General features: G+C 72.9%; 11 protein-coding genes and 1 tRNA gene. 5 read left to right on the top strand and 7 right to left on the bottom strand.

All coding sequences use genetic code 11. From position 1 onward, the window contains the following. Positions 1-114 precede the first annotated feature (114 nt). The gene (locus tag ACF1ED_RS29365) at positions 115-930 is read left to right on the top strand and encodes a bifunctional DNA primase/polymerase (protein WP_391765499.1); all 816 of its coding nucleotides are present in this window, start codon (positions 115-117) and stop codon (positions 928-930) included. 192 nt (positions 931-1,122) lie between these two features. Then, the gene (locus ACF1ED_RS29360) at positions 1,123-1,851 is read left to right on the top strand and encodes a hypothetical protein (RefSeq protein ID WP_391765497.1); all 729 of its coding nucleotides are present in this window, start codon (positions 1,123-1,125) and stop codon (positions 1,849-1,851) included. Positions 1,852-2,069: 218 nt separating this feature from the next. On the opposite strand, the gene ACF1ED_RS29355 is transcribed toward ACF1ED_RS29360, so the two are convergent. The 3 genes from ACF1ED_RS29355 to ACF1ED_RS29345 form a co-directional block, all read right to left on the bottom strand. Next, positions 2,070-3,047, bottom strand: a complete 978-nt coding sequence (locus ACF1ED_RS29355) for a DUF5926 family protein (RefSeq protein ID WP_391765495.1) — start codon at positions 3,045-3,047, stop codon at positions 2,070-2,072. Between the two features lie 366 nt (positions 3,048-3,413). Continuing rightward, positions 3,414-4,016, bottom strand: coding sequence for an ATP-binding protein (locus ACF1ED_RS29350; protein WP_391765494.1), 603 nt, complete (start codon positions 4,014-4,016; stop codon positions 3,414-3,416). A gap of 78 nt (positions 4,017-4,094) precedes the next feature. Continuing rightward, positions 4,095-4,934, bottom strand: a complete 840-nt coding sequence (locus ACF1ED_RS29345) for a glycerophosphodiester phosphodiesterase (protein ID WP_391765492.1) — start codon at positions 4,932-4,934, stop codon at positions 4,095-4,097. A gap of 187 nt (positions 4,935-5,121) precedes the next feature. On the opposite strand from ACF1ED_RS29345, the gene ACF1ED_RS29340 reads away from it, so the two are divergent. Beyond that, positions 5,122-6,606 (top strand): S1C family serine protease, encoded by a 1,485-nt coding sequence (locus ACF1ED_RS29340; RefSeq protein ID WP_391765491.1) that lies wholly within the window; start codon positions 5,122-5,124, stop codon positions 6,604-6,606. Positions 6,607-6,774: 168 nt separating this feature from the next. On the opposite strand, the gene ACF1ED_RS29335 is transcribed toward ACF1ED_RS29340, so the two are convergent. Next, entirely contained in the window at positions 6,775-7,623 is an 849-nt protein-coding gene (locus tag ACF1ED_RS29335) for an MHYT domain-containing protein (RefSeq protein ID WP_391765489.1), read from the bottom strand. Between the two features lie 160 nt (positions 7,624-7,783). Here ACF1ED_RS29335 and ACF1ED_RS29330 point away from each other — a divergent pair. Beyond that, positions 7,784-7,868 (top strand) — tRNA-Ser (locus ACF1ED_RS29330). A gap of 145 nt (positions 7,869-8,013) precedes the next feature. Here the strand turns inward: ACF1ED_RS29330 and ACF1ED_RS29325 are convergent. Continuing rightward, positions 8,014-9,396, bottom strand: a complete 1,383-nt coding sequence (locus ACF1ED_RS29325) for a tyrosine-type recombinase/integrase (RefSeq protein ID WP_391765487.1) — start codon at positions 9,394-9,396, stop codon at positions 8,014-8,016. Between the two features lie 58 nt (positions 9,397-9,454). Beyond that, complete coding sequence (locus ACF1ED_RS29320) at positions 9,455-9,643, bottom strand: helix-turn-helix transcriptional regulator (protein WP_391765485.1); 189 nt, start codon at positions 9,641-9,643, stop codon at positions 9,455-9,457. 578 nt (positions 9,644-10,221) lie between these two features. Between ACF1ED_RS29320 and ACF1ED_RS29315 the strand changes: the two genes are divergently transcribed. Then, complete coding sequence (locus ACF1ED_RS29315; protein ID WP_391765483.1) at positions 10,222-10,485, top strand: hypothetical protein; 264 nt, start codon at positions 10,222-10,224, stop codon at positions 10,483-10,485. Positions 10,486-10,504: 19 nt separating this feature from the next. Here the strand turns inward: ACF1ED_RS29315 and ACF1ED_RS29310 are convergent, their stop codons facing one another. Next, positions 10,505-11,980, bottom strand: coding sequence for an ATP-binding protein (locus tag ACF1ED_RS29310; RefSeq protein WP_391765481.1), 1,476 nt, complete (start codon positions 11,978-11,980; stop codon positions 10,505-10,507). Positions 11,981-11,982: the final 2 nt, after the last annotated feature.

The following is an 11,982-nucleotide window of genomic DNA, read 5'->3' as shown; positions in this document are numbered from 1 at the left end:
CCGCTCCGAGCGGGGCGACGCACCGCCGACGCTGTACGCGCTGATACGCACGGTGAAGAGATACGCACATGGTGTGATGTGGATTCGGCGTTCAACGGAAAGGAACGAGCGCTCATGCGCGAGATCCTCGGAAGGCGACGCAGGCTCCGGTTCCGGCGCAAGGCGAGGACCGCACGACAGGAAGCGGCGGTCGCCTTCGCGGTCGGGTGGGACTGGCCCGTCCTGCCGGGAGTGGGCCTGGCGGAGGCCGCCGGCACGGCGGAGACCTCCGGCCGTGGCGGCCTGCGGTCCGGGACCGGAGCCGGCGGCGCGGAGCGGTCCGGTGCGGGCCGCGCGCGGAAGCCCGGCGCCGGCGGCGCGGCCGGGGGGCCCGGAGGCGGGACCCGGACCGGCGGCGACGGACCGGTGTGCGCCTGCCCCGACGCCGGCTGCGTGGTCCCCGGCGCCCACCCCTTCGATCCCGGTCTCCTGGCCGCCACCACCGACGAGCGGATGATCCGCTGGTGGTGGACCCGGCGCCCGGACGCCCCGGTCCTGCTGGCCACCGGCGGGCGCGCCCCGTGCGCGGTGAGCCTCCCGGCCCTCGCGGGAGCGCGCGCCCTGCGGGACCTCGACGCGATGGGCATGCGGCTCGGCCCGGTGGTGGCGACGCCGACCCGCTGGTCGATCCTGGTCGCCCCGTACGGCCTCGAACGGCTCGGCGAGCTGCTGTACGCGAAGGACAGCGTGCCCAGCTCGCTGCGCTTCCATGGAGAGGGCGGCTATCTGTTGCTGCCGCCGTCCACGGCGGGCACCGGACAGGTCCGCTGGGAGCGGGCTCCGCTCGCGGGCTCCGCCCGCCCGTGGCTGCCGGACGTGGAGGCCGTCGTCGACGCCCTGGTCGCGGCGAGCACGGCCACGCCGGGCGGCGGGAGCCGGCTCGCGTACTGAGCCGGCCCCGGTACGGAAGGGTCCACGCGCGCGTGCCGGGTGAGCCCGCCGCCCGCCCCCGTTCACCCGAACGGGTGTGTCCCGGGCCGACGCGTACGGGAATCGGGCGCGCGGCCCGCCGGGCGCCCGTCCGGCGCCGGTAGGTTCGCCCCACCGTCCTCGATCGTCTCCCGAACAGAGCAGGTGGGTCGCATGAGTCGGCTGAGCCCGGCGCACCTCCGCATGGCCGGTCTCGGCACCGCCGTCGCGATCGCCGTCCTGGTGCCCCTGGCCGCCAAGGCGGGCGACGGCGCCGAGACCCCGCCGAAGGCGGCGCCCCCGGCATCGGCCGACGCGAAGCCCGGCGGTCCGGGCGCCGGCACTCCGGCCGTCGGTGCTCCGGACGCCGACGGCCCGGGCGCCGAGGGTCAGGGCGGCGGTGGTCCGGGCGGCGGCGAGGGCGGACCGGTGGGGGAGCTGATCGGTGACCTGGGGCTCGACCGGGAGGCCCGTGCGCCCGGGAGCGCCCCGTCCTCCCCGGCGGCGCCGGCACGCGGGAAGGCCGCCGCGGCTTCCGCCGGGGCGCCCGAGCGGATCAGCCGCTGCGGTCCCGAAGTCGCCTCGCCCGAGGGCGTCGAGGCGCAGACCTGTGTCCTCTCCGAGGGACCGGACGTCTGGGCGCGCACCTATTACCGCAATGCCACCGGCCGGGAGATCGACGCGATTCTGACCCTCATGGCGCCCGGAGGGCGGACGGTCCAGGTGCGCTGCGCGGTGTCCGCGCGGGATGAGCCGGATACCTGTGAGACGCCGGGGGAACCGGGGACGGGAGCGGCGACCTCGTATACGGCCGTGGCGGAATTCGCGGGGAGCGACGAGGGCGGCGATGCGCCGCTGTTGCTCCGCTCGGGCAGCAACACGGCCGACGACGAAGCGAGTTGAGAAGCGGCCCCGGCGCGAAGGCGGGGCGGGCATGGAAACGCCCGGTCGCTGGCGACGGGGGATGCACCAGCGACCGGGCTTCCAGAACGGTAACAAGAGATCTGCTGTTCGCAAATTCGATCTCGGTTATTCGGACAGGGAATTACCGCTCCGTAGGTTCCGCTGTGGCGGAAGTCACCGACTGGTCGGTCTGTCAGTCACCGATACCACCTGGGGTATCAGCTGAGAGTGACCTGACGGTTCGTGAGGCCGCCGCGCGCCCGGCGCTCCTCGGCGGTGAGCGGGGTGTCGACGCCGAGCGCCTCCGCCAGCCGCTCGGCGAACTCGGCGGCGGGCTTCTCGCACTCCTCGGCCGTCATCGCCGACGGCAGGTCCCACACCGGCACCATCAGGCCGTGGGCGCGGAAGGAGCCGACGAGACGGGTGTCCGGGCCGAGCGAGGTGGTGCCGGCGACGTGCAGGCGGGCGAGCGCGTCGAGGAGCTTCTCCTCCGGGTGCGGCATGACCCAGCGCAGGTGGTTCTTCTCCGGGGTCTCGCACCAGTAGGCGGCGTCGACCGAGGCCAGCTTCACCGTCGGGATGGCGGCGGCGTTGGCCCGCTCCAGGGAGGCGGCGACCTCGGGGTCGGCGCCGTCCGCCGACTGCGGGATCCAGAACTCGAAGCCGGTGTGGACCTCGGGCACGAAGGCGGCGTCCGCGTCGAGCAGGTCCTGCAGGCGCGGGCCCTCCGGGTCGACGCGGCGCGGCGGCACCGGGTTGCCCGGCTCGGTCTCCAGCGCGCGCTGGAGCGTGTCGGCGAGGTCGCGGGCGAGGTCGCCGGAAGTGCCGTCGTTCTGCAGGGCGAGCAGGACGGAGCCGTCGTCGCGGCGGAGCGCGGGCCAGGCCATCGGCAGGACCGTCGCGAGCGTCACCGACGGCACGCCCTCGGGCAGGCCGCCCTTGAGGGTGAGCGGCACGGTGGCGGCGGGCACCAGCTCGCGCAGCGCGACCAGGTCGCACTCGCCGGTCAGGCCCTCGAAGGGGCGCTGGACGTGCTCGGTCGCGGCGTGCGCGGCGGCCCGGCCGTGGCACGCCTTGTAGCGGCGGCCCGAACCGCACGGGCACGGCTCGCGCGCGCCGACGACCGGGATCTCCCCGTTCGTGACCTGTGCCTGGCCGCTCTTGGCGGCCTTCGTCTGGGGGCGCTTCTTGGCCATGGTGTGGCTTTCTCCCGATCGCGGTGCTGTGTCGGGCGCGAGCCTAGCCGTCCGCGCGGCCCCGGGAGCTCAGCCGTGCCACGACCACCCGATGGCGCGGTGCGCGTCGGTACGGCTCCGGCGGCGCGGGCGCCGGACCCGGAGCCGGAGCCGTACGGGCCGGACCGGCCGGGGGCCGACCGACCGGCGGGGCCGTCTCCTGGGCCCGTCTTCCGGGGCCGGCCGTCCGCGCCCTCCCCGGGACCGTCCGTCGAAGCGCTTCCTCGGGACGGGCGGCTCGGGACGGGCGGCTCGGGACGGGACCTCGGGACGGGCGCTCGCGACGGGTCCTAAGGACGGGCGTTCGGGGGCGGGCCCTCGGAGTCGTCAGTCCAGGTCGTCGTACGCGTCGAGGAGGTCGAATCCGGAGCCGGAGCCGACCCGGGCCGCGAAGTCCTCGCGGCGGTGGCCCTCCGTCACGCGCACCCAGACGGTGACCTCGCCCGTCGCGCTGTCGCGCACGCCCCAGTCCTGGGCCAGGGCACCGATGATGTGGAGTCCGCGTCCGCCGCGTGCCGTGACCGAGGGCGTGGACGGGGCGGGTCTCGTGGGACCGCCTCCGTCCGTCACCTCGACCATCAGTCCGCCCGACGGATCCAGCCGCCAGGCCGCCAGCACGTCGCCCTCGCCCCGGTCGCCCCGGCCCAGCGGCCTGCCGTGCCGGCAGGCGTTGCTGAGCAGTTCGGACAGGATCAGGACCGCGTCGTCGACGACCGATTCCGACACCCCGCCGCGGTACAGCTCGTCCCGCATCCGGTGTCGCGCTTCCCCCACGCCCGCAGGGCCATGGGGTACGGCCATGCTCGACGACGTGGGCACCTTCTGTGCCACCACCAACGCCACCCCCGAGACCTCCTTCGCCCCACGCCACCGTGTGGATGCCCCGGGGACCGCGACCGGAAACCGCCTGTTCCGGGTGGGGTGGAGCACAAGTGACGATCGCGTACGCGCCGAACGCGCCGGTGTGCTCCCCCCGACCGCCCCCGGCGGGGCGCCCGGGCCCGTGGCTCAGGAGCGGCCGATGTGCTCCAGGACCTGCTTGGGACGGTTGGTGATGATCGCGTCGACCCCGAGCCGCAGGCAGAGCTCGACGTCCTCCGGATCGTCCACCGTCCAGACGTGGACCTGGTGACCGGCCTTCTGGAGCCGCAGGATGACGGCTGGATGATGACGGACGATCCGGATGGAGGGCCCCGCCACGCGCGCGCCCGCGGGCAGGCGCCCGTCGCGCAGCCGGGGGGTGACGAACTGGGTGAGGGAGACGGTCGGGAGCGTCGGCGCGGCGGTCGAGATCCTTTGCAGCGAGCGGGCCGAGAAGCTCATGACCCGGACCGGGGACTCCTCGGCCGCCACGGGCGCGTGCAGGCCGAAACGCTTCAGGAGCGCGAGGAGCCGGTCCTCGACCTGGCCCGCCCAGCGGGTGGGGTGCTTGGTCTCGATGGCGAGCTCGACCCGCCGCCCGGCGTCGGAGACGAGCTCCAGGAGCCGTTCCAGGGTGAGGACGGAGGTGTACTCGGGATCGCCCCAGTCCGGGCTCTCCCCCGGCTCGCCGGAGTCCTCGCGCTCCTTGAACCGCTTCCAGGCGCCGAAGTCCAGCGAGGAGAGGTGGGCGAGTTCGAGGGTGGAGACGGCCCCGCGGCCGTTCGAGGTACGGTCGACGCGACGGTCGTGGACGCAGACGAGGTGGCCGTCGGCCGTGAGCCGTACGTCGCACTCCAGGGCGTCGGCGCCGTCCTCGATGGCCTTCACATAGGCGGCCAGGGTGTGTTCCGGCGCGTCCTCCGAAGCCCCTCGGTGGGCGACGACCTGGACGGGGCCGGGGTGCGGTTGCTGCCGTGCGTGGGTCACCGCGTCATGGTGCCATTGGCGGGGCGGGGCGGGCACACCAGACCTGTCCGTTCTGCCCGGTTATAAAGAAGGGGGTGCGGACGCACAGCTCCGCCTTACCGCGGCCTGACGCCGGGTGGGAAAAGCTGTGTCCAGCACCCTGGAGCGAGTATCACCGTCCCCGCGCTGTGAACGAGGAGAGCGAGCTGTGAGCACCGAGAACGAGGGCACCGAGGTTCCGGCGGACCCGACGGCCCCGTCCGCCCCCGCCACGCCGCCCGTCCCCGCCACGCCCCCCGCCGCGCCGGCGCCGCAGCAGGCCGGGGCGCCCGCGCCGGAGGCCCCGACGCAGATCCAGCCGCCGGTCCAGCCGCCGGCCCCCTCCGTACCGCCGGCGCAGGCTCCGTCCGCCGCGCCCGCTCCCGACCCGGCCACCGTCGCGCAGGCGCCCGCTTCGGCGCCCGCGCACGCCCCGGCGCCCGCCGTGGCGGCCGCCGGGGCCGGTGGCTGGCCTCCGGCGCCTCCGGCCGTGCCGGCCTGGGGCGAGCCGGTCCCGGCCCTCCCCGCGGCCCCGCGCAAGCGCGGCGGCGGTCTCGTCGCGGCGGTCCTGGTGGCGGCGCTCGTCGCCGGCGGCATCGGCGGTGGCATCGGCTACTGGGCCGCCCAGCGCGAGGACCGGGGCCCGGAGTCGACGACGGTCGTCTCGGGCGAGGCGCCCGCCTCCTTCAAGAGGGAGCCGGGCACGGTCGCGGCGGTCGCCGCGAAGGCGCTGCCGAGCGTGGTCACCATCCAGGCCAAGTCGGGCGGCACCCAGGGCGAGGGCGGCACCGGTACCGGCTTCGTCTACGACCAGGAGGGCCACATCGTCACCAACAACCACGTGGTGGCGTCGGCGGCGGAGGGCGGCACCCTCTCCGCGACCTTCTCGGACGGCAGGACGTACGACGCCGAGGTCGTCGGCCGGGCCGAGGGCTACGACGTGGCCGTGATCAAGCTGAAGGAGGCCCCGAAGGGGCTGAAGCCGCTGCCCCTGGGCGACTCGGACAAGGTGGCGGTCGGCGATTCGACGATCGCGATCGGCGCGCCCTTCGGCCTCTCCAACACGGTGACGACCGGCATCATCAGCGCCAAGAACCGCCCGGTGGCCTCGGGCGACGGCGGCGGCAGCAACTCGTACATGAGCGCCCTGCAGACGGACGCGTCGATCAACCCGGGCAACTCGGGCGGCCCGCTGCTCGACGCGGCCGGCGCGGTCATCGGCATCAACTCGGCGATCCAGTCCACCGGCGGCGGCTACGGCCAGTCTCAGGCGGGCTCCATCGGCCTCGGCTTCGCGATCCCGGTCAACCAGGCGAAGGCGGTGGCCGAGCAGCTGATCAAGACCGGCAAGCCGGTCTACCCGGTGATCGGCGCGACCGTGAACATGAACGACCAGGGCGAGGGCGCGAGGATCGCCGAACAGGGCGCGGGCGGCACGGCGGCGGTCACCCCGAGCGGCCCCGCGGCCAAGGCGGGCCTGCGGCCCGGCGACGTGATCACGGCCTTCGGGGACCACCCGATCGACAGCGGCCCGTCCCTCATCAGCGAGATCTGGACCCACAAGCCGGGCGACTCGGTGAAGATCACCTACGAGCGCGACGGCAAGAAGGCGACGACGACGGTCGTCCTCGGCGAGCGCACCGGCGACAGCTGACCGTCCCCACGCGCGCGTGGGGACGCGCGGGCGTGGGGCACGAGGTCCCGAGACGCGCGGGAGGGGACGTGCGGGAGGGGACACGCGGTCCGGGGACACGCGGTCGGGAACGTGGAACGGCGCCGGGGGAGCACCCCCGGCGCCGTCTCCGTCGGTCCGCGCGGCGGCCTAGAGCTCGCGCCCCGGGCTCCCGCTGGTGACGCCCCAGTTGTTGTCGGCGTTCAGGCCGGTCTGGATGTCGCCGATGTCGATGCGCCGGGCGGGCCCGGCGGCGGACTCTTCGTCGCCCATGATGAGCATCGGGTCGAGCATCACCACGGCGGCGGCCAGGACCAGGAAGATCAGCGGGCCGACGAGCAGCGGCAGCACGTCGACGGCCGAGGAGCCCTCGCCCGAGGCGGCGTGGGCGTCATGGGCGACCCGGACGCCCACGGCGGCCATCCCGGTGTAGTGCATGCCGGTCACGGCGATGCCCATGATGACGCTCGCCCCGAGGCTGGCGAGGAAGCCGCGGACGGAGACGGCGGCCCAGAGGGCGGCGGTCGCGGCGACGACGGCGATGAGGACGGAGAGCGCGACGACGCCGGGCGCGTAGGTGAGGGAGCCGTCCATGCGCATGGCGGCCATGCCCAGGTAGTGCATCCCGGCGACGCCGAGTCCGGTGAAGACGCCGGCGGTGAGCAGCGGGACCGGCCGCGCGCCGCGGTAGCCCACGGTGAAGACGCCGGCGCCGACGACGAGCACCGCGACGAGCAGGCTGAGGAAGGTCAGCCCGCCGTCGTACGAGATGGCCGTCTCGCCCACCTCGAAGCCGAGCATCGCGATGAAGTGCATCGTCCAGATCCCGCACCCGATCGACGTGGCGCCGAGCGCCAGCCACCCGGGCTTCCGGGCCCGCCCGGTCGCGAGCGACCGCACGGTGCAGCGCAGCCCCAGCGCGCTGCCCAGGCAGGCCATCACATAGCCCACGAGGGGCGTGACCATGCCGTAACTGAACCCGTCGATCGTGCCCTGCACCGTGCGTCCCTCTGTTCTTCTCAAGAAATGTGGAGATGATGTGAAGGGACTCTAGTCCGCTGATCCGGCCGGTCTCGCGGCGCCCGCCGCCTCCCGGCCCCCTCCTCCTCTCCCCACCCGGTACGCTGTAGCCGCTCCGCCCCAAGCGGGCGGGAGCGCAGGTGGGTTGCCCGAGCGGCCTAAGGGAACGGTCTTGAAAACCGTCGTGGCGCGAGTCACCGTGGGTTCAAATCCCACACCCACCGCTTGCAGGTCAGAGAAGAGACTGGTCAGAGGGCGGGTCCCGGATCCCGGGGCCCGCCCTCTGCGTGCACCTTGTCTCACCCTGATTCGCCCGTATCCCGGTCCTGACCAGCGCGTGTGGGCCAGACGTGGGCCAGGATCGGCTCCTCAGCCGCCGTTGAGCCCCTGCTCGATGAGGGCGTTCGCCTTGTCCTGCTGACCCCGCAGGATCTTGGCGTAGAACCGGAAGAGGACCGTGAGGCTGTGGCCGGCCCGCCGGGCGACCTCCACCGGGTCCACGCCGGAGTTGATCCAGAGGGACACCCCGGCATGGCGGAGGGAGTACGGCACGTCGGCGAGGGGCGTCTCCGCCTCCCTCGCCGAGAGGGCTTTGAGCCGGGCCGCGTCCCACAGCGCGCAGTACTCCGTTGAGTTGACCCGTCCGCCCTCGGCGGCCCGGAACAGCGTGCCGTCCGCCGCCACCCCGTACCGGTCTCGGTGCTCGCGGAGCATCGCCGTGAGCACCGGGGGGATCGGCACGGGACGGGTGGCTTTCCGTGCTCGCCGCTTCAGGCCCCGCTCGTCGTACGACTTCCCGTCGTCCGTCCAGCCGGAGCCGACCTCGGGGCGGCTTCCAGCGAGGACCAGCTCGCCCCATCCGGACTCCGGCAGCGTGCAGTCCGCATCCCGTAGGGCCGCGATCTCCGAGGGGCGCATGGCGGCGTAGTAGAGGCACCCGAAGAACGCGGCCAGATGCTCGCCCCTGTCGCTGATCTGCCGCACGGCTTCGATAAGGGCGGCGGCCTGCTTCGGGTTGGGGACGTACCGGAAGTCGACTTCGTCGTCCGTCGTCGGGGCCGTCCAGTCCACCCTGCCCAGGGGGTTCGCGGGCAGGATCGCTCGCTCGACGGCGTACCGCAGCACGTTGCTCAGCACCATGCGCTTGCGGTTCACCGTGTTGTCGGCGGCGGGGTTCCCGTCGAGCTTCACGGAGATGGCGTTCAGGGCGGTCCGCAGCCGGTCTGACCGGGCGACCTCCGTCATCTTGTACGTGTGCTCGGCGATCCAGGCGAGCGCGGCGGCGACGTCGGCCGGCGGTTCTTCGACTTGGTGCCGCAGCCGCAAGGTCCCCTCCTCGTCCCGTACCGCGCGGAAGGCCCAGCCGTAGAGCGCCTTCCGCAGCACAGGGGGCTTCGGGGCCCCTCGCGAGCTGGACGCGAACACTGGCGTGATGGTGGCCAGCGTCTCGGCGATGCTCGCGCGGTGCTTTGCCGCCGCCTTCGGCCACTTCATGAGCACGTACGCGGTGGCGTGCTCGTACCAGGTGGGCGTGGTCAGCACCTCAAGCTCGGAAACCGGGAGGCCGGTCTCCTCGTCGAACTGCTCCCGTTTGCGCAGAGCGGACATCAGCTCGTTCAGGCGGCCCTCAGCCTGCGGCTTGAGCTTGTAGCTCTTGGAGTGCTTGCGTTCACCGACCCGCCACCGCAGCTCGAACGGCTTCGGGCGGTTGCGCTGGCGGATGGACCAGAATTCCACGTCGTACGTGAGCATGTCTCTCCAGATAGGCGAGGGGGCCCACCAGCGGCGGGCCCCCTCGTTGCGGGACGGGTCAGGCGGCGGCTTCCTCGCACTGGGACAGCCAGGAGTCGAGGTCCGAACGACGAACGCGGAGCTGACCGTTCGGGAGCTTGAGCAGACGCGGGCCATCGCCGCGGGCGCGCATCCGGTAGAAGGCGGCGCGGCTCATGTGGAGCTCCGCCAGTACTTCGGGGAGTTTGAGCATCGGCTGACGTGCCATGCGACTCCTTAGGTCGTGAAGGCCGCTCGGGACTGGCAAGAGATGGGCCGGTGCCAGAGCGGGCAGCAGGCGTGTGTGTCCGAGGTGAGGATTTCTGCGTCATCGCGTCATCAGCGTCACTCGGTGCGTTGACCTGCGGGTTTCGGTGACGCAGACGGTGACGGGCTGCGTCATCGGTGACGCAGCTGTCCGTCATGAAGTGACGCAGGTGACGAAGGGTGACGCAGAGATTCAGGCTCTGCGTCACCCTCGTTGGCGCAGGTCAGGCCAGGTTTTCGGGGGCGTGGTGACGCAGGTGACGCAGGGTCTTCCTACTTAGGAAAAAGTGGGGCCTGTGTTCTGTTGTTGTGCGCGCCTTCAGGCGTGAATGGGGAGCCGCGAAGCGGCACGCCCCTTGGGCGGCGGCAAGCCGCCGAAGAGCAAGAGGAGCACCCGCCGCCGATGGGCCGGGGGTGCTCCTCTTGCCTGTGCGGTGAGCCGAACCGGGGCCGGGGTGGGCCGCGGCCCTTCCGTGGGCGGCCGGGCCCCTGTGGATATCGCTGTAGGCGTCACTGGGGCCTGCTCGTAGTGTGAGCAGCATGCTCGATCACGATGTTGAAGACTTGGGCTGGGAACTCATCGGGTGGGACGGTGACGAGGTCGCGGCCCATGTCACCGCTCTGACGAGAGACGAGATCCTGAGCCTCAGCACGCTCTTTCCGGAGCGAGGGGAAGACGAACTCCTCGCCACCGCCGTGTATCCGGTCGCGCCTGAGCGCTACGCGGCCATGCGAGCCGCGGTCCCTCGGCTGGAGTTCAAGGCTGACCTCGATTACCAGCTCGGTGGGTTCCGCCTGTCGTAGCTCCGGTACGGGGCGCGGCTCAGTGCAGTTCCTGCTGTTCGTCCTGCGTGGGCTTGGGGCGGGTCATCTCGATGTAGCGGGCGGTTTTGGTGCGGCCCCAGTCGATGAGGACGCCGCGGGCGGCGAGGACGGGCTGGAGGCGCTTGAGACGGTCGGAGAGGACTTTGCCGGTGGTGGGCCAGCCCTTGGGCAGGGGCCGGAACTCCCCCTCGCCGGTGTAGAGCTGGGTCAGGCCGTGCAGCCACTCGGCGGACGTCATGCGGACGTCGGTGCCGGGCTCGATGCCGGCGGCGTGCTTGAGGACGGTCTGGGCGAGGAGGTCGCCCTCGATGACGTCGTCGTTGAGGTCGTCCAGGCTGGCCCGGTAGGCGTCCAGGGCGCCGAAGTTTCGGGCGGTGTCGAGCTGCGCGCACAGGTGGGCGAAGTCGGCCATGCGCAGGTCGGTCGGGATGTCGGCCTGGGCGGCGCGGACCTCGACGGCGAGGTCGAGGACGGACCCGAGGATCACCGGCAGGGACTGGGCGAACTCCGCCCACAACTCCGCCTCCGTCCGCCGCACCCGGGGGCGCTCCAGGCGGAGGGGGAGGAGGCGTTCGGCGAGGTCGGGGCGGATGACGCCGACGTCGATGCCGGTCAGCAGCATCGGCCGGCGGTAGCGGGCGCGGACGACGTCGCCGTCGGTGAACAGGGCGCGCTTGATGTTCTCAGCGCCGGTGACGATGCAGCACATCAGGTCGGACAGGTCGGGGCCGAGGTGGGAGAGGTTGTCCAGGCCGGTGACCCACCCGGCGGCGACGGCGGTGATCAGGTTCTCCTCGTCCTTCGGGGCCCGTCGGAGGTCGCCGCTCATGCCCTCGATGATCCGCACGAGCATCTTCCCGGCGGTGGACTTCCCGGCGCCCTGGGGGCCGGTGAGGAACGGGGCGGGTACCGGGACGTCGGGGCCCAGGCAGCCGACCAGCCACGCGAGGGCCAGGGACTCGGCGCGGGCGTCGGAGAAGTTGCACAGCCGCATCAACGCGTCGACGCCCTTGCCGTTCGTGTCCTTGACGGGCAGCGGGAGTTCGCCGGTGAGCTGGGTGCGGCGCCAGCAGACCTCGCGGGGGTCGGGGGTGAGGATGTCCCAGCCGGTGGGGTGGATGCGGACGGACTGGCCGTCGTCGCGGCCGAGGTCGAGCCAGGTGGCGCCGTCGAATCCGGGGGCGACGCGGATGTGGACGGGCTGGACGTCCTCGGTGAGCGCGAGTGCTTCGATCAAGTCGAGTGCCTCCTTCAAGGCGGTTCCGTTGAAGACGCCGTGCCCGTCGCGGAACAGGCCGACCATGAGTTCCTGCCGGTGGCTGCCGGTCGTGCCCTGGGAGCGGATCGGGCGGGCGACGGGGTGGCCGTTGCGCTGGGCGTAGACGGTGCCGTCGACGGTGCGGAAGTACCGGAAGTGGGCCTGGGCGTAGTCGGTGATGACCTCGCGGGCCGGGTTCTTCTCGTCCTCGGACATGG

The sequence above is a fragment of the Streptomyces sp. NPDC014656 genome (genome assembly GCF_043084305.1).
Lineage (GTDB): Bacteria > Actinomycetota > Actinomycetes > Streptomycetales > Streptomycetaceae > Streptomyces.
The sequence above is the reverse complement of the archived record's forward strand: the minus strand, read 5'-3'. Positions and strand labels throughout refer to the sequence as shown.

What these genes read in the sequence shown, in the direction of transcription:
- ACF1ED_RS29365 (WP_391765499.1), top strand. Translation starts at nt 115, where the DNA reads ATGCGCGAGATCCTCGGAAGGCGACGCAGGCTCCGGTTCCGGCGCAAG.
- ACF1ED_RS29360 (WP_391765497.1), top strand. Translation starts at nt 1,123, where the DNA reads ATGAGTCGGCTGAGCCCGGCGCACCTCCGCATGGCCGGTCTCGGCACC.
- ACF1ED_RS29355 (WP_391765495.1), bottom strand. Translation starts at nt 3,047, where the DNA reads ATGGCCAAGAAGCGCCCCCAGACGAAGGCCGCCAAGAGCGGCCAGGCA.
- ACF1ED_RS29325 (WP_391765487.1), bottom strand. Translation starts at nt 9,396, where the DNA reads ATGCTCACGTACGACGTGGAATTCTGGTCCATCCGCCAGCGCAACCGC.
- ACF1ED_RS29320 (WP_391765485.1), bottom strand. Translation starts at nt 9,643, where the DNA reads ATGGCACGTCAGCCGATGCTCAAACTCCCCGAAGTACTGGCGGAGCTC.
- ACF1ED_RS29315 (WP_391765483.1), top strand. Translation starts at nt 10,222, where the DNA reads ATGCTCGATCACGATGTTGAAGACTTGGGCTGGGAACTCATCGGGTGG.
- ACF1ED_RS29310 (WP_391765481.1), bottom strand. Translation starts at nt 11,980, where the DNA reads ATGTCCGAGGACGAGAAGAACCCGGCCCGCGAGGTCATCACCGACTAC.